The organism is Burkholderia sp. AU30198, assembly GCF_020419825.1.
Lineage (GTDB): Bacteria > Pseudomonadota > Gammaproteobacteria > Burkholderiales > Burkholderiaceae > Burkholderia.
The window spans coordinates 296962-313149 of the sequence record NZ_JAIZSA010000003.1 but is presented as its reverse complement, the minus strand read 5'-3'; the positions used below and the strand labels follow the sequence as shown (position 1 = coordinate 313149).

The following is a 16188-nucleotide window of genomic DNA, read 5'->3' as shown; positions in this document are numbered from 1 at the left end:
TCAAATTGATCTAAAATTGGCCGGTCAATAAATGCGGCAAATAATGGAGGCTACGATGACATCGGTCGATCATCTCGATCTGAACCTGTTGCGCGTATTCCAGGCGATCGTCGAGGAGCGCAGCCTGACGAAGGCCGGCGAGCGGCTCGCGCTGTCGCAGCCGGCCGTCAGCTATTCGCTCGGCCGGCTGCGCACGCTGTTCGACGATCCGCTGTTCGTGCGCACGCGCTCGGGCATGCAGCCGACGCCGGTCGCGCTCGAGCTCGCGGGCATCGTCGGCAAGGCGCTCGACATGGTGCGCGTGGCGCTGCGCTACGCGGAGCGCTTTGATCCGGCCACCAGCACGCGCACGTTCCGGCTGTCGTTGTCGGATGCAGGCGAGATGGCGTACCTGCCGGCGATCTGCCAGGCGCTACGCGAGCGCGCGCCGCGCGTGACGCTGAGCGTGCAGCCGCTGCCGGTGGAGGAGATCGAGGAAGCGCTGCGCGCGAGCCGGCTGGATTTCGCGATCGGCAACCTGCCGGAGCTGATGCCGCGCACGCGTCATCAGGTGCTGTTCGAGGAAACCTATGTGTGCATGACGGGCCGCCGGCGCGGGTTGCCGAGCGGCGCCGCGCTGAGCCTCGACCAGTTCGTGCGCGCCGCGCACGTCAACGTGAAATCGGTCGAGCACAGCCACCACGCGCTCGACGATGCGTTGCGCGCGCAGGGTGTGGGCCGCAACATCGCGCTCGAAGTGCCGCACTTCGTTGCGCTGCCGAGCGTGCTGTCGGTCACGGATCTGTATGCGACGCTGCCGAAGCGGCTCGCGCAGATCCTGAACCGCGACAATGCGTTTCGCCTGTATGACCTGCCCGTCACGCTGCTGCCCGCGCCGGTGACGATGCACTGGCACGAGCATTTCCATGAAGACGAAGGCAGCGCGTGGATGCGCACGCTGCTGGTCGAGCTCGTCGAGCGATTCGACAACGCGTGATCCACGAGGACGGAGGCAATGCGTAGGTGCGCGCGCTGTCGGCGGAGACCGGCGAGCGACCGGGCGACGCGTGACCCACGACGCGAGGGCAACGCGTGGGATGCGCACGCTGCTGGTCGAGCTGGTCGAGCTCGTCGAGCGTTTCGACGACGCGTGACCCGTGAGGCGGAGGGCAACGCGCGGCTGTGCGCATTGCCGGCCGCGTTTGTCGAGCCATTCGACGGCGCGAGACGTCCTGAACGGGTGTTGCTCGTGCCGCGCGCGTCAGTGATCAGAGATCCAGAACGAGCACCGCCGAGCGCGCACGCGACACGCAGCAGCAGATCACCGTGTTGCTCGCGCGCTCGGCCTTGCTGAGACAGTGGTCGCGATGATCGGGCTCGCCGTCGATCACGGGCACCATGCAGGTGCCGCACACGCCTTCGCCGCATGACGTATCGACCTCGATGCCGATGCGCGCGAGCGCGTCGACGATCGACGTGTCGGGCGTGACGCGTACCGATTGCCCGCTGCGCTGCAGGCGCACTTCGAAGCCGTCGGACGGGCTGGCGTCGGCATTGCCCGCATCGGCGGCGGCCGGCTCCGCCGCGAAGCGTTCGAGATGGATCGAATCGTCGGGCAAGCGCGTCGCGGCTGCCGCGACGACCGCATCCATGAACGGCCCCGGGCCGCACGTATAGACGTGTGCTCGCGCGTCGACCGATTCGACGCAGCGGCCCAGCTCGGCCGCGAGCGCGTCGGGCTCGATGCCGTAGTGGAACGTCACGTGCGACGCGAACGGCTCGGCCGACAGTGCGTCGACGAAGGCCGCGTGCTCGCGGCTGCGGGCGAAATAGTGCAGCCGGTAGCGCGCGCCGCGCTTGTGCAGCGCATACGCCATTGACAGCAGCGGCGTGATGCCGATGCCGGCCGCGATCAGCACGTGCTCGCTCGCATCATCCGTCAGACGAAACAGGTTGCGCGGCGCGCCGATCGACAGCTCGGCGCCGACTTGCACGTCGTCGTGCAGCGAACGCGAGCCGCCGCGCGACTGCGCTTCCTTCTTCACCGCGAACAGGTAGCTGCCGCGCTCGTCGGGGTTGCCGCACAGCGAGTATTGCCGCGTGACGCCGGACGGCGCGGTGACGTCGATATGGGCACCCGGTTCGTACGCATCGAACGGTTGGCCGTCGACGCGCGAAACCCGGAAACAGCGGATGTCCTGCGCCGCGTCGATCAGCGCGTCGATCCGGACTTGGTGGCGGTTCGCTTGCATGGGGAAATCCGTGGGGTAGGGGAAACGCGGCGCGGCAGACACCGCGCCGTCATGCGATCGAGAATAGGGATGGGCATCGCATAAATCAAATCGATTAAAAAGCGATGCCTGAATCAGTGGGATGGATGATGGTCGAGCGGCCGATCGTGACCGATCGCGCCCGATGTTCAGCGCGCGGCGATCGGGTTGCCCGCGTCGGCCGCCTGCGGCGCCGCTGCCGACGCATGGCCGCGTTCGCGGTCGAGACTGCGGCGATAGTGCCGGCACCCGGCGGTGAGCAGCAGCGCGGCGAGCGTGGCCGCCGCGACGTTGACGATCGACATCGAATGGCCGACCGCCGCCGGCGCGCCGAACACGCGGTCAGTGAACAGCGCGACGACGGTCGTGCCGATCCCGAGCGCGATCAGGTTCGACACGAGCAGGAACAGCGCGGAGATCTGCGCACGCATCTGGTTCGGCGCGAGCGTCTGCATCGCGGCGGTCGACGTCGGCATCGGGAACGACGCGAAGAACATCGCGACGACGAGCATCGCGAGCGACGCGGGCAGCGAGTCGAGCTGCGTGAACAGTGTCGCGGGGATCACCATGCACGCGGCGCCGATCGCGCCGGCACGCATCGGCGCATCGTGGCGGCCGCGCCGCAGCAGCCAGTCGTTGAGCCAGCCGCCGCAGAACACGCCGGCCGTGTTCGCCACCAGCAGCACGATGCCGAGCGTGTAGCCGGCTTCGACGGCCGTCATCCCGAAGTGGCGGATATAGAACGCCGGCGTCCAGCTCAGCAGGCAGTACAGCGTCATCGCGTAGAACGAGAAGCCGAGGTAATGGCACGCGAAGGTTGCGCGGTGCGTGCCGACGAAGCGCAGCGAATCGCGCATCGACACGCGTCGCACGGCGCCCGAGCGATCCTGCGCGAGCCCCTTGCGCTGCGGGTCGCGCACGGTCGCGGCGAACAGCAGTGCGACCAGCAGCCCCGGCAGCCCGACGATCAGGAACGTGACCTGCCATGCATGCACCTGCCCGACCACCGGCAGCGTGAATGCGCTCGCATGCTTGAGCAGCGCGATCACGTAGCCGCCGATCAGGAACGCGATGCCGCCGCCGATGAATGAGCCGAGCGAATACACGGCGATCGCGCGCCCGAGCTTCTCCTTCGGGAAGTAGTCGGCGAGCATCGAATACGCGCCGGGCGACAGCGCGGCCTCGCCGACGCCCACGCCCATCCGTGCGATGAACATCTGCACGAAATGCTGGCTGAGCCCGCACGCGGCGGTCGCGACGCTCCACAGCGCAATGCCGAGCGAGATGATCCGCGGGCGTGCGTAACGATCGGCGAGATACGCGACGGGCAGCCCCATCACCGCATAGAACAGCGAGAACGCGAAGCCGTTCAGCAGGCTGAACTGCGTATCGGACAGGTGCAGGTCGCGCTTGATCGGCTCGATCATCAGCACGAGGACCTGACGGTCGACGAACGAAAAGATGTACGCGAGCATGCAGATGACGACGACATACCATTCGTACGTATAGCGCTTGCCGTCGGCAGCGCGGGCCGTGGATGCGGACATGCGGATTCTCCAGGAGCGGGCGGTGGAAACGCGAGGCAGCGGCCTGGCAGGCCGGGCGCCGTCGCGGCGCGAAAGCGTGCGGGGGGCACGTGTCGGAGACGCAGCGTAGTCGGCCAAATTCGGCCGCCATAGCCGGAGTGACAGCCGCGCCACACGGGCATTTACCGACCCGGATAAAGAAAACACCAGGGTCGCGTGCGCTGGCCGCCGCGCAGCGCGCCTGCGGCGGGGCGCGCACGCATCATGCGGCGCATCTATAAGCGTTATAGAGCGCATTGCGTCGACGTCCGAAATTGTCGTTCCTAGACTCGGCCCGTTTTTGATCGGCAGCGTTGGCCCTTCGCGGCGAACGCGCTTCACACCACGCGGCGCAAGGCCAACAGGCGCCGGAAACTCTACGGGACGACGACGATGAACCAACCGAACGGGCGGGCCGACCGGCTTGCCGTACCGCTTGCCGCGCTGCTTGCCTGCGCGGCGCTGCCCGCATTCGCACAATCGAGCGTGACGCTCTACGGCCGCGTCGACACCGCGATCGAATACGCGAACGCCGGGCCGAACCACGTGACGCGCATGGGCAGCGGCAACCTGTGGGCGTCGCAGTGGGGGCTGAGGGGTGTCGAAGATCTCGGCGGCGGCTATGCGACGATCTTCAAGCTGGAAGACGGCTTCAACGCGGGCAGCGGCGCACTGTCGAACAGCAGCGCACTGTTCGGCCGCGAGGCGTGGGTCGGCATCACGGGGCCGTTCGGCGGCGTGCAGTTCGGCGAGCTCTACACGATCCTGCACACGACGCTCGTCACGTACAGCCTGCCGGGCCTCGGCGCGGGGCTCGCGTGGGGCAACGCGACCAACAACTTCGTCGGGCCCGCGTTCCTGCGCGTGCGCAACTCGATGCGCTACACGTCGCCGCGCTACGCGGGCTTCATGCTGCGGGCGATGGCCGCGCGCGGCACCAACGGCGCGGCCGGACAGCCGGCGACGCTCGGCGATACGTACGGCGCGGGGCTCAACTACGTGCGCGGCGGCCTGTCGGTCGACGTCGACTACATGCAGCAGAAGTTCAGCCCGGTGGCCGCGTCCTCGCTCGGCGATACGAGCCCGGCCGCGAACGGCAACTACACGCTGGGCGCGATTTCGTACGATTTCAGCGTCGTGAAGGTGGCCGCACTGTACATGCGCCATCGCGGCGGCCCCGACGTCGCGGCCGCGATCGACAGCCAGAGCGCGTATCCGCACAGCGACACCATGGAGCTGAGCGCGACGGTGCCGATCGGGCGGGCGTCGCTGCTGCTGAGCGTCGGCCATTACCGCAAGGTCGCGGACAGCGACGGCAACGCCGATTCGTACGGCATCCGCTTCGACTATCCGCTGTCGAAGCGCACGGTGCTGTACACGGGTGCCGCGATGGTGCGCAATGGCGCGCATGCGCGCTTCGTCGTCAACGGCGCGGCCGGTGGCGGCGTCGCGGTCGCCAAGCCGGGCGCGACCGCCAGCTCGATCGTCGCGGGCATCCTCACGGCGTTCTGACCGGCCCGCGCCAGTGCCCGCTCGCGCTGCGTGCGCCGTTCGAGCCGCTCGAGCCGTTCGCGTCGTTATGCGCAGGCGGGCGGCTGCGGCGCGAGCCATGCGTCGAACGGCGCCAGCTCGCCGATGTTGAACAGTTCGAGCAGCAGCGCGCGCAGCCAGCGATGGCCGGGGTCGGCGTCGAAGCGCCGGTGCCAGTACGCATTGACGGCCCATTCGCCGGCACCGGCAATCTCGTACAGCGTGCATGGCTGCCGCGCCGCGAACGTGATCGCGATCGTCTCCGGCAGGATCAGCGCGTAGTCGCCGTCCTGCAGCAATGCGGGCACCACCATGAAATCGGGTAACGCCGCGCGCACGCGCGGCATCAGCCCGTGCCGCTCCAGCAACTGCATCGATTGCGGATGCGACGTGACCGCGACGAAGCGCAGCGCGTCGGGCGCCTCGCCATCGAGCACGTAGTCGTCGGGCAGCGCGACGCGCTGCGCGGTACGGCGCGGCATCAGTAGCACGCAGCGCTCGTGCAGCAGCGCGGCGCGCTGGAAATGGCTCGACGCGTCGGCGAAATGCCCGAGCGCGAAGTCGATGCGCCCCGATTCGAGCGCGACGTTGAGCTGGCATTCGTCGACGTGCAGCGTCTCGATCACCGCGCCCGGCGCGCGATTGGCGAACTCGGCGAGCAGCGTCGGCAGGAACGCGCTCGCCGCGAAATCGCTCATGTGCAGGCGGAACACGCGCTGCGTGCTGTCGGGCGTGAAGCGCGAGCCTTCGTCGAGCACGTGCTGCAGGATTGCGAGCGCCTTGTCGACCGACAGCGCGAGCCGTTGCGCGCGCGGTGTTGGCTCGACGCCGGTGCCGGTGCGCACGAACAGCGCGTCGCGGAACATCAGCCGCAGCCGGCCGAGCGCGTAGCTGACGGACGGCTGCGTGACGCCGAGCCGCAGCGCCGCGCGGCCGACGTGCCGCTCCTCGTACACGGCGCGAAACGTCTTCAGCAAGTTGAGATCGAGATCCTGCACGCGCAGTTCGGACGGGTCGCTGTCGTGCGGCGCGGATTCGGTGCGGGCCGGCGCCGCCGGGCGGCCGGTTGCGGAGTGCGTCATCGGGGGTGCCTCGCGGTGACGGAAGGCGCGTGGCCGTAACGCCGCGCATACGCCTTCGCGAAATGGCCGAAGCCATGGATGCCGTGCGCGATCAGCACGTCGGTCACGCTGCGCGCGTCGCCAAGTTGCAGCGCCGCGTGCACGGCGGCGAGCCGGCGTTCGCGCACGTAGGCGGCCGGCGTGGTGTGCAGGAACGCGCGAAACGCGTGCTGCAGCGTGCGCGGCGCGACGCCCGCGACCGTCGCGAGCGCGGCGAGCGAGAGCGGTTCGCCGAGGTGCGCATCGACGTGATCGCACGCGCGGCGCACGTGGGCCGGCAGCGGCGGCGTGCCGCGCGTCAGCGCATCGCTGTACGAATGCGGCAGGTGCGTGAGCAGTAGCGACATCAGCCACGCGGTGAGGTCGGCGCCGAAGGTCGTCGCGGCCGTGCCGATACCCGGCTGCGCACCGAGCCGGCACAGGTATTCGAAGGTCGGCAGCACGAGCGCGGCGCCCGCACCCGCACCGTCGGCCGCGAGATCGAATTGCAGCGGCCGCGTGAGCGTGGCCTGCAGCATGTCCTGCAGCTTGCGCTCGAGCGCGCCGCGTTCGAGCCGCAGCACGAGGTTGCGGCAATCGGGGCTCGTGCTCAGGCGGCTCGCGAGCGCGGGCGACGATACGGTCAGCTCGCCGGGGCCCGCCCGCGCGACGACGCTGCCGGCCTGCAGCTCGCAGGCGCCGGCGAGCGTCAGCCTGAACAGGAAGTGATCGGCATCGCCGCCGAAATCGATACGCGTTTCGCGGCCGTAGCAGAGTTCGAGCAGTGCGCCGTGATGCAACGGCACTTCATACAGTTCCGCATGAAACGGATCGCGGCCGCGTGCGGCCATCCGGTGCGGCCCGAGCCGGTGCGCGACCGCGCGTTCGACTTCGTCGGGGGCGTGCAGCGTGCCGAGCCGGTTCGGCGCATGGCGGGACAGGGCGATATCCATTCACGGACCTCGTAGCGGATGCGGCGGGCGCGGCGGCATGCGCATCGCCGCGATTGCGTTGCGCGAACGGGCGTGCCGTTGCGCGTTTTGAAGCGACGCGGCGAAAGCCGCCGCGTAGTCTCGGAAGCACTCAATCACCGGGAGAAGACGATGAAGGTATGTGTTCTGGGCGGCGGCCACGGCTGCCATGCGGCGGCCATCGACCTGCTCGAGAAGGGCCATGACGTGACGTGGTGGCGGCGCGACCGCGAGCCGCACGCGCGGCTGCGCGAGCTCGGCGTGCTGAATGTGACCGACTATCGCGGCAAGCGCGCGGTGCCGCTCGGCGATGCGCCGGGGGCGATCCGTCTGACCGGCGATCTCGCGGCCGCACTGCGCGGCGCGCAACTCGTCGTGGTGCCGCTGCCGGCCACGTCGCACGACGCGCTCGCCGCGCAGGTCGCGCCTTTGCTGGAGGACGGCCAGGTCGTATTCCTGCCGCCCGGCACGTTCGGCAGCTTCGTGTTTGCGCAGGCGGCGGCCGACGCCGGCAACCGAGCGCGCGTCGCATTCGCCGAAACGGGCACGCTGCCGTACCTGGTGCGCAAGCATGGCGACAACGACGTCGTGATCAGTGCCTACGCGACGCGTCTGCCGACCGGCGTGTTGCCGGCGAATGCGGCCGGCTGGGCGTTCGACGTGCTGCGCGCGGGCTATCCGTCGGTCGAGCCGGTCGAGGATGCGTTGTCCGGCGCGCTGATGAACGCGGGGCCCGTGATCCATCCGCCGCTGATCCTGATGAACGCCGGGCCGCTCGAACACTTCGACGCATGGGACATCCACAACGAAGGCACGCAGCCGTCGATCCGCCGCGTGACGAACGCGCTCGATGCCGAACGCATCGCGGTGCGCGAAGCGCTCGGCTACCGCGCGCCGCATTTCCCGCTCGCGGATCACTACGCAGCCGAAGGCGACGAATGGATGTACGGGCGCGGCGCGCACGGCAAGCTGACCGATAGCGGCGACTGGCGCGAGAAGATCGATCTGCGCACCCATCGCTACATGCTCGAGGACACCCGGCTCGGGCTGTCGTTCATCGTGTCGTGCGGTCGCTGGGCCGGCGTGCCGACACCGGTTGCGCAGGGGCTGCTGAGCATCGCGAGCGCGGTGGCGGTGCGCGACCTGTATGCGGAGGGGCGTACGCTGGAGCGGCTCGGGATCGCGGCGCTGTCGAAGGACGCGATGCGTGCGCTGCTCGACGCGGGTGTCACGGGAGTCGCGGCATGAGCGCGGCCGCCGACGTGACGCGTGTGCACGTGCTCGGCGCAGGGCGCATGGGTCAGGGGATCGCGCTCGTGTTCGCCTTTGCCGGGATCGACGTGACGCTGATCGACTTCAAGCGGCGCGATGCGGCTGGCCAACGCGCCTTCGACGATCGCACGCGCGATGAGATCGCCAGGCCGCTGCACGCGCAAGTCGCGCTCGGCCGCATCGATGCCGCGCAGGCCGACGCGGTCGTTGCGCGCATCGCGCTCGTTTCCCGGGACGGCGCGGCGGAAGCCGTGCGCGATGCAGATGTCGTGTTCGAGGCGCTGCCCGAAGTGCTCGACGCGAAGGCCGACGCGCTGCGCTGGCTCGGCGAGCATGTCGATGCGCGGGCAACGGTTGCATCGACCACGTCGACCTTCGTCGTCACTGAATTGCAGCGCCATGTCGCGCATCCGGAGCGGATGCTGAACGCGCACTGGCTGAATCCCGCGCTGCTGATGCCGCTCGTCGAAATCAGCCGCAGCGATGCGACCGACCAGTCGGTGGTCGACGCGCTCGCTGCGCTGCTCGAACGCGTCGGCAAGAAGCCGGTGATCTGCGGGCCGGCGCCCGGCTACATCGTGCCGCGCATCCAGGCGCTCGCGATGAACGAGGCCGCGCGAATGGTCGAGGAAGGCGTCGCGAGCGCCGAGGATATCGACACGGCCATTCGCACCGGCTTCGGCCCGCGCTTCGCGGTGCTCGGGCTGCTCGAATTCATCGACTGGGGCGGCTGCGACATCCTGTACTACGCGTCGCAGTACCTGGCCGGCGAGATCGGCCCGCGCTTCGCGCCGGCCGCGAGCGTCGTCCGCAACATGGAAGCCGGGCGCGACGGGGTGCGCACGGGTACCGGCTTCCACGACTATGCGAACGTGGACGTGCCCGCGTACATGCGGCAGCGGCTCGGCGAATTCGCGCGGTTGCTCGATCATCTGGGACTGGCGCCGGTATTCGACGGTGGGCGGCGCAACCAGGACGCGTAGCCCGGGCGTCGATGCCGAGCGCGCTCGCGGTGCCACGAAGGCGCGCACGTGGCACCGTGAACCGGCGTGACGCTCACCCGGCGGCAAGGGCAAAGGCGCGGGCGTCGCGGCCGGCGCGGGCCGCGCACTCATGCCGTATCGCCGCGCGTGCCGGCGGCCGGTGCGGAACGCGTCTCGCGCATCACGCACAGCGTCGCGACGGTCACGAGGCCGAGCGCGATGAGGAACAGCGACACGGGCCACGACGCGTGATAGTGCGCGAGCAGCGCGGTCGCGATCAGCGGCGACATCCCGCCCGCGAAGATCGATGCGACTTCATGCCCGAGCGCGACGCCCGAGTAACGCACCTCGGTACTGAACAGCTCGCCGACGAGCGCGGGCAGCGTGCCGATCATCGCGCCGTGGCTCACCGCTGTGCCGACCGTGAGCGCGAGCCACACGAGCGGCGTCGCGCGCGTGTCGAGCAGCCAGAAGAACGGGAACGCGCACGCGACGAGGCTCAGCGCGCCGATCAGGTACACGGGCTTGCGGCCGATCCGGTCGGACAGCCGGCCCCACGCGAGCATCGCACCCATCTCGACGATCATCGCGATCATCACGCCGGTCAGCATCACGCCGTTCGGGATGCCGACGTACTTGCCGTAGACAAGCGAGAACGCGAGGAAGATGTACGCGCCGCCGTTCTCGGCCACGCGCAGCCCCATCGCGAGCAGGATTTCCTTCGGATGGCGACGGAGGCATTCGACGATCGGCAGGTGCGTGTGCGCGCCGCGCTTGCCGGCCTGCTCGAAGTCGCGGCTTTCCGGCAGATGGCGGCGGATATAGATGCCGATCGCGAAGATGGCGATGCTCGCGAGGAACGGCAGCCGCCAGCCCCAGGTGCGGAACGCGTCGTCCGGCAGCGCCTGTGCGGCGAGAAACGCGGCCGACGACAGCACGAATCCGCCGCCCACGCCGAGCTGGCTCCACGCGGCGTAGTAGCCGCGCTGTTCCGGCGGCGCGTTTTCGCTGATCATCAGCACGCCGCCGCCCCATTCGCCACCGGACGCAATGCCTTGCAGCAGGCGCAGCGCGACGAGCGCGGCCGGCGCCCACACGCCGACCTGCGCATAGGTCGGCAGCAGGCCGATCGCGAAGGTCGACGCGCCCATGATCAGCAGCGTCCACACGAGCGACGCCTTGCGCCCGTAACGATCGCCGACGTGGCCGAACACGATCCCGCCGAGCGGCCGCGCGACGAAGCCGAGCGCGAAGGCCGCGAACGCGGCGAGGCTGCCCGCGAGTGGCGACGCGCCCGGCGGAAAGAACACATGGCCGAACACGAGCGCCGCGGCCGTGCCGTACACGAAGAAGTCGTACCACTCCATCGCGTTGCCGGCGACGGAGGCGATGACGATCCGGCGCAGCTGCCGGTCGGCGAGCGGCCGGGCGGCGCTCGGGTATTGCACGGTGTCGGTCGGGACCATGGCGGACTCTGAAGGGGAGGCGGGCGCGTGCCGTCTTTGCAGCACTGCGGGCTAGTGTTGTCGGCACCGTGCCCCCGGTCAAATCCGCAGAAAAAGGGGAGGGTCATCACTCCCGCAAATGATGGTCGCGGCGCTTCCCCGTGCCTACCCCACGCTTTCCCGCAGCAGCGCGATCATCCGCTGCGCCAGTGGTGGCACGTACGCGCCCGCCCGGTGCATGGCGCCGATGCGGCGGTCGAGTTCGAGCTCGCCGGCCCGCAGGTCGAGCGCGCGCAACCCGGTCACCTTGTCGAGCGCATCCATGCCGCCGACACACAGCAGCGGTGTACCGCGCAACAGCTGCAGCAGTGACGTATTGCCGAAATCGGTCTCGATGCGCAGGCGCGGCGCCGGCAGGCCGCGTGCGCGAAACGCATCGTCGATCCGGTGCCGCACGGGAATCGTCGCTTCCGGCAGCAGCCATTCCTGATCGGCGAGATCCGCGAGCGTGAGCCCGCGCTTGCGCTGCAGCGGGTGCGCGGCGTCGGCGAGCACCGTCAGCCGGTCGTCGAGCAGCGCGATGGTGTCGAGGCCGGCATCCTGCTGCTGCGGCTCCGGCGCGACGACGAGATCGAGCTCGCCGGCCGCGAGCAGGTCGAGCAGTTCGCGCGCGAGCCGGCAACGCAGCCGCAGCCGCGCGGCCGGCCGTTCGCGGATCAACTGCCGGCACGCACCGAGCACGAACGCACTGGGCACGGTCGGTGAGTAGCCGATCCGCACCACGCCCTGTTCGCCGCCGCGAATCGCGCGCATCTCCTGCATCGCGTCATCGAATTCGAGCGCGATCCGCTGCGCGCGCGCGACGAAGCGTGCGCCGGCCGGCGTCGGCGTCATTCCGTTGGCGGTGCGCTCGAACAGCGTCACGCCGACTTGCGCCTCCAGCCGCTGCACGGCTTTCGTGAGCGCTGGCTGCGACAGCCCCAGCGCCTCGGCGGCCTTGCCGATGCTGCCGTGCCGCTCGACGGCCAGCAGGTACTCCAGATCGCGCGTGTCCATTGGGGGATTCCTGTCGGTTATGACTTTATATCCGGTGATGCATTGTGGTGATGCCTGGGCATCTTACAGACTGGCGGCACTGTTCGACCAGGAGAATCGTTTTGAGCTTCGCCTACTTCCTGCGGCGCGCGGCCCGCTACTGGGGCAGCCAGCCCGCCGTGATCCATCGCGACCGCACCGTCACGTACCGTCAGCTCGACGAGCGCTCGACGCGGCTCGCGAATGCGCTGCGCGGCCTCGGCTTCGCGCCCGGCACCCGCATCGCCGTGCAGGCGCGCAACTGCATCGAGCTCGTCGAGATCGAGTGCGCGCTGTACAAGGCCGGCCTCGTGAAAGCCGCGCTGAACCCGCGCTTCACGGCGGCCGAGGCCGCCGACGTCGTCGGCAACTGCGCACCCGCCGCGTTCATCGGCGGGCGCGGCTACACGGATTACACGCCCGATTCGCCGGGCTTCGCGTCGGTCGAGCGTTTCGTGTCGATCGGCGGCGCGGTGGCCGGCTATCTCGACTACGAAACGCTGCTCGCGAAGGGCAGCGATACGCCGCCCGACTACCAGCCGGCGCCGGACGATCTCGCCGTGCTGCATTTCTCGTCCGGCTCGACGGGGCGCATCAAGGCCGCGATGCAGAGCTACGGCAACCGGCTCGCGTCGCTGCGCAAGATCGTGCTGGGGATGGACCGCCCCGCGCAGCCCGGCGACCGGCTCGCGCTGATCGGCCCGATCACGCATGCGTCCGGGATGCTGATGCAGCCTTACCTGTTCTGCGGCGCGACGCTCGTGCTGTTCGACGCGTTCGAGCCCGCGCACTTCCTCGCCGACGTCGCGCGCCAGCGCATCACGCACACGTTCATGGTGCCGGCGATGGTCAACATGCTGCTGAACGCGCCCGAGCTCGCGCAGGCCGACCTGCGCAGCCTGAAGGTGCTCGGCTACGGCGCGGCGCCGATGGCGCCGGCGCGCATCGAGGAAGCATGGGCGCGCATCGGCCCGGTGCTGTCGCAAGGTTATGGCGCGAGCGAATCGACGTCGGGCGTCACGCGGCTCGGCATCGCCGATCACGCGCACGCGCTGCTGCAAGACCGCGAGCGGCTCGCGTCATGCGGCCGGCCGCTCGGCGAAACCGAAGTGCGCGTGGTCGATGCGGACGGGCGCGAAGTCGAAGGCGACGCGATCGGCGAGATCGTGATTCGCGGCGCGGACGTGTTCCAGGGCTACTGGAACGCACCGGAGCTGACGCGCGAGGTGCTGGTCGACGGGTGGCTGCACACGGGCGACCTCGCGCGCACCGATCGCGACGGCTTCATCTATCTGGTCGACCGCAAGCACGACATGATCATCTCGGGCGGCTTCAACGTGTACCCGACCGAAGTCGAAGCGGCGCTGTACCGGCACGAAGGCGTGCTCGAGGCCTGCGTGGTCGGTGTGCCCGACGACAAGTGGGGCGAGGCCGTGAAGGCCGTGGTCGTGCTGCGTGCCGGCCGCGATGCGCAGGCGAGCGATCTCGTCGCGCATTGCCGCGCGCAGCTCGCCGACTACAAGCTGCCGCGCTCCATCGATTTCGTCGCCGAGCTGCCGAAGAACGCGAACGGCAAGATCGCCCGCAAGCTCGTGCGCGAGCAGTACTGGCGCGGTGTCGCGCGCCGCGTCAACTGAAGGAACCCGCCATGTTCGATCATCTGCAACGCCCTGAATTCGTCGCGCTGCGCGCGGCCGTGCTGCGCTTCGTCGACGACGAGCTGCGCCCGATCGAGCGCGAGCTGCGGCTCGGCTCCGAGGATGTGTGGCCGCGCGACGTGCTGCGCCGCGTGTGGCAACGCTCGGCCGCGCTCGGCTTCTATACGGCGAGCCTGCCCGTCGAGATCGGCGGGCAGGGGCTGTCGATCGCCGAGGTGTGCGCGCTGAAGGCCGACCTCGCCGCGTGCGGCGCGGCGCTTGCGCCGCACGTGCTCGGCGAGCTCGGCGGGCCGCCGCGCGTCGGCAACATGCTGAAGTACGCGACACCCGCGCAGCTCGATCGCTATTTCAGGCCGGTGATGCGCGGCGAGAAATCGACGTGCTTCGCGCTGACCGAGCCACACTCGGGCTCGGATGCGATGAGCATCCGCACCACGGCGGTCGAGGACGGCGATGCGCTCGTGATCAACGGCACGAAGCACTACATCAGCGGCGCGCCGTTCGCCGATTTCGCGATCGTGATGTGCGTGACCGATGCGTCCGCGACGCCGCCGCAGATCACGGCCGTGCTGGTCGATCTCGACCTGCCCGGGGTGAGCGTCGAGCACGAGTACGTGCCGATGTCCGGCCAGCACATCGATGCAGATATTCGCTTCGTCGACGTGCGCGTGCCGCGCGAGAACGTGTTCGGCGGGCTCGGCAACGGCTTCCGGCTCGGCATGTCGCGCATCAACGTGAACCGGCTGCTGCATTGCCCGACGATGCTCGGCCTCGCAATGTCGGCGTATCAGGCGTCGCTCGATTACGCGCGCACGCGCCGGCAGTTCGGCGGCCCGATCGCGCGGTTCCAGGCGATCCAGCACATGCTCGCCGACATGGCCGCCGCGCTGTGGGCATGCGAAAGCATGATCGCGCATACGGCCGCGCTCGCCGATGCGGGTGCCGACCTGCGGATGACGGCGGCCGCCTGCAAGCTGTACGTGTCGGAGCGCTGCTTCGATGTCGCGGACAAGGCCGTGCAGATCCACGGCAACGTCGGCGTCACGCGCGGCCATCCGGTCGAACAGACGTTCCGCAAGCTGCGGATGTTCCGGATCCTGACCGGCACCAGCGAGATCCAGCGCAACACGATCGCGAAGGCGATTCTCGAACCGGCCGGCGCGGGAGGCGGTGCATGACGGCCCGCGACGACGCGCGCAACGCGTGGCCTGCCGCCGATGGTGATGGCGACGCGTCTGACTGGTCCTGCCTGCGAGGCGTGCGGATCGTCGATGCCGGGCAACTGCTGCCCGGGCCGCATGCGTGCGCGTTGCTGCGCCAGCTCGGCGCCGACGTGATCAAGGTCGAGCCGCCGGGCGGCGACGCGTTGCGGCAGTTCGGCGCCGACACGTTCGCGCAGTTCAATCGCGGCAAGCGCTCGATCGTGCTCGACCTGAAGACGCCCGACGGCCGCGCACGCTTTCTCGAGCTCGTGCGCGAGGCCGATGCGGTGGTCGAAGGCAACCGCCCCGGCGTGATGGCGCGGCTCGGGCTCGGCTACGACGTGCTGGCGCACGCGAACCCGCGCGTCGTGCTGTGCTCGATCACCGGTTACGGGCAGGACGGCCCGTATGCGAACCGCCCCGGCCACGACCTGAACTTTCTTGCCGACGCCGGTTACTGGTCGGTGCCCGCGCAACTGCACGACACGGTCGCGCGGCCGCGCGTGCGGCTGGCCGATCACACAGCCGCGCTGCACGCGGCGCTCGCGCTGGCGGTCGCCGTGATGAGCGCACGTGCGAGCGGGCGCGGCCAGCATCTCGACGTGTCGATCCACGACGCGATATTCGCGTGGACCGCACCGGCCGCGTGGGCGCTGCGCACAGGCCGCGATACGCGCGACACCGCGCGCTGGGTGATGCCCGACAACGACCTGTTCGAGACGGCCGACGGGCGGCACATCGTGCTCGCGACGCTCGAGGACAAGTTCTGGGCCGCGTTCGCCGATGTGCTCGGTGACGCGTATCCGGCGCTGCGCGAGCCGCGTTTCGCACAGCGCGCGGGCCGGCAGCAGCATCGGCACGCGCTTGGCGCGCTGTTGCGCGCGACCTTCGCGACGCGCACGCAGGACGACTGGATGCGCGTGCTCGGCGCACTCGGGTTGCCGGTGTCGCGCGTGCCCGACGCGGGCGCGGTGTTCGACGATCCGCACGTGCGCGCACGCGGCGTCGCCCGCGAGGTGGCCGCCGACCGGTCGCTTGCGGTGCGCTTCCCGGTGAAGTTCTCGCTCGGCTTGCCGGACGGTGACGACCAGGTACCGGCGCCCGGCGAGCACGGCGGCGGATAGCGCGACGCCACCGGC

Annotated in this window: 13 protein-coding genes; 7 read left to right on the top strand and 6 right to left on the bottom strand. The window is 69.7% G+C overall.

All coding sequences use genetic code 11. From position 1 onward, the window contains the following. Positions 1-55 precede the first annotated feature (55 nt). On the top strand, positions 56-976 hold the full coding sequence (locus LGN19_RS10300; RefSeq protein ID WP_226214429.1) for a LysR family transcriptional regulator: 921 nt from the start codon (positions 56-58) through the stop codon (positions 974-976). A gap of 271 nt (positions 977-1247) precedes the next feature. On the opposite strand, the gene LGN19_RS10295 is transcribed toward LGN19_RS10300, so the two are convergent. Both LGN19_RS10295 and LGN19_RS10290 read right to left on the bottom strand, forming a co-directional pair. Beyond that, on the bottom strand, positions 1248-2231 hold the full coding sequence (locus LGN19_RS10295) for a PDR/VanB family oxidoreductase (protein ID WP_226214427.1): 984 nt from the start codon (positions 2229-2231) through the stop codon (positions 1248-1250). Between the two features lie 167 nt (positions 2232-2398). After that, positions 2399-3796 carry a spinster family MFS transporter gene (locus LGN19_RS10290; RefSeq protein WP_226214425.1) on the bottom strand — a complete coding sequence of 466 codons (1398 nt, stop codon included), beginning with the start codon at positions 3794-3796 and terminating at the stop codon, positions 2399-2401. A gap of 411 nt (positions 3797-4207) precedes the next feature. Between LGN19_RS10290 and LGN19_RS10285 the strand changes: the two genes are divergently transcribed. Further along, positions 4208-5326, top strand: coding sequence for a porin (locus LGN19_RS10285; RefSeq protein WP_226214423.1), 1119 nt, complete (start codon positions 4208-4210; stop codon positions 5324-5326). Between the two features lie 65 nt (positions 5327-5391). Here the strand turns inward: LGN19_RS10285 and LGN19_RS10280 are convergent, their stop codons facing one another. Both LGN19_RS10280 and LGN19_RS10275 read right to left on the bottom strand, forming a co-directional pair. Beyond that, the gene (locus LGN19_RS10280) at positions 5392-6426 is read right to left on the bottom strand and encodes a LysR family transcriptional regulator (RefSeq protein WP_226214421.1); all 1035 of its coding nucleotides are present in this window, start codon (positions 6424-6426) and stop codon (positions 5392-5394) included. Further along, positions 6423-7397 carry a helix-turn-helix domain-containing protein gene (locus LGN19_RS10275; protein WP_226214420.1) on the bottom strand — a complete coding sequence of 325 codons (975 nt, stop codon included), beginning with the start codon at positions 7395-7397 and terminating at the stop codon, positions 6423-6425. Before LGN19_RS10275 ends, LGN19_RS10280 begins: the two co-directional genes overlap by 4 nt. Before the next feature lie 150 nt (positions 7398-7547). Here LGN19_RS10275 and LGN19_RS10270 point away from each other — a divergent pair, with 150 nt between their 5' ends. Then, positions 7548-8663 (top strand): NAD/NADP-dependent octopine/nopaline dehydrogenase family protein, encoded by a 1116-nt coding sequence (locus LGN19_RS10270; RefSeq protein ID WP_226214418.1) that lies wholly within the window; start codon positions 7548-7550, stop codon positions 8661-8663. After that, on the top strand, positions 8660-9670 hold the full coding sequence (locus LGN19_RS10265; protein WP_226214417.1) for a 3-hydroxybutyryl-CoA dehydrogenase: 1011 nt from the start codon (positions 8660-8662) through the stop codon (positions 9668-9670). Before LGN19_RS10270 ends, LGN19_RS10265 begins: the two co-directional genes overlap by 4 nt. A gap of 128 nt (positions 9671-9798) precedes the next feature. Here the strand turns inward: LGN19_RS10265 and LGN19_RS10260 are convergent, their stop codons facing one another. Together LGN19_RS10260 and LGN19_RS10255 are read right to left on the bottom strand one after the other, a co-directional pair. Continuing rightward, positions 9799-11136 carry an MFS transporter gene (locus tag LGN19_RS10260; RefSeq protein ID WP_226214415.1) on the bottom strand — a complete coding sequence of 446 codons (1338 nt, stop codon included), beginning with the start codon at positions 11134-11136 and terminating at the stop codon, positions 9799-9801. 144 nt (positions 11137-11280) lie between these two features. After that, positions 11281-12171 (bottom strand): LysR family transcriptional regulator, encoded by an 891-nt coding sequence (locus tag LGN19_RS10255; protein WP_226214413.1) that lies wholly within the window; start codon positions 12169-12171, stop codon positions 11281-11283. Between the two features lie 101 nt (positions 12172-12272). Here LGN19_RS10255 and LGN19_RS10250 point away from each other — a divergent pair, with 101 nt between their 5' ends. The 3 genes from LGN19_RS10250 to LGN19_RS10240 are packed head-to-tail and all read left to right on the top strand — an operon-like array spanning position 12273 to position 16173. Continuing rightward, positions 12273-13826 carry an AMP-binding protein gene (locus tag LGN19_RS10250; protein WP_226214409.1) on the top strand — a complete coding sequence of 518 codons (1554 nt, stop codon included), beginning with the start codon at positions 12273-12275 and terminating at the stop codon, positions 13824-13826. A gap of 11 nt (positions 13827-13837) precedes the next feature. Beyond that, positions 13838-15025 (top strand): acyl-CoA dehydrogenase family protein, encoded by a 1188-nt coding sequence (locus LGN19_RS10245; RefSeq protein WP_226214407.1) that lies wholly within the window; start codon positions 13838-13840, stop codon positions 15023-15025. Continuing rightward, positions 15022-16173, top strand: coding sequence for a CaiB/BaiF CoA transferase family protein (locus LGN19_RS10240; protein WP_226214405.1), 1152 nt, complete (start codon positions 15022-15024; stop codon positions 16171-16173). Before LGN19_RS10245 ends, LGN19_RS10240 begins: the two co-directional genes overlap by 4 nt. Positions 16174-16188 lie beyond the last annotated feature (15 nt).

Excerpts from the sequence above, each read along its gene's own strand:
- LGN19_RS10300 (WP_226214429.1), top strand. The coding sequence starts at position 56 with ATGACATCGGTCGATCATCTCGATCTGAACCTGTTGCGCGTATTCCAG.
- LGN19_RS10295 (WP_226214427.1), bottom strand. The coding sequence starts at position 2,231 with ATGCAAGCGAACCGCCACCAAGTCCGGATCGACGCGCTGATCGACGCG.
- LGN19_RS10290 (WP_226214425.1), bottom strand. The coding sequence starts at position 3,796 with ATGTCCGCATCCACGGCCCGCGCTGCCGACGGCAAGCGCTATACGTAC.
- LGN19_RS10285 (WP_226214423.1), top strand. The coding sequence starts at position 4,208 with ATGAACCAACCGAACGGGCGGGCCGACCGGCTTGCCGTACCGCTTGCC.
- LGN19_RS10280 (WP_226214421.1), bottom strand. The coding sequence starts at position 6,426 with ATGACGCACTCCGCAACCGGCCGCCCGGCGGCGCCGGCCCGCACCGAA.
- LGN19_RS10275 (WP_226214420.1), bottom strand. The coding sequence starts at position 7,397 with ATGGATATCGCCCTGTCCCGCCATGCGCCGAACCGGCTCGGCACGCTG.
- LGN19_RS10270 (WP_226214418.1), top strand. The coding sequence starts at position 7,548 with ATGAAGGTATGTGTTCTGGGCGGCGGCCACGGCTGCCATGCGGCGGCC.
- LGN19_RS10265 (WP_226214417.1), top strand. The coding sequence starts at position 8,660 with ATGAGCGCGGCCGCCGACGTGACGCGTGTGCACGTGCTCGGCGCAGGG.
- LGN19_RS10260 (WP_226214415.1), bottom strand. The coding sequence starts at position 11,136 with ATGGTCCCGACCGACACCGTGCAATACCCGAGCGCCGCCCGGCCGCTC.
- LGN19_RS10255 (WP_226214413.1), bottom strand. The coding sequence starts at position 12,171 with ATGGACACGCGCGATCTGGAGTACCTGCTGGCCGTCGAGCGGCACGGC.
- LGN19_RS10245 (WP_226214407.1), top strand. The coding sequence starts at position 13,838 with ATGTTCGATCATCTGCAACGCCCTGAATTCGTCGCGCTGCGCGCGGCC.
- LGN19_RS10240 (WP_226214405.1), top strand. The coding sequence starts at position 15,022 with ATGACGGCCCGCGACGACGCGCGCAACGCGTGGCCTGCCGCCGATGGT.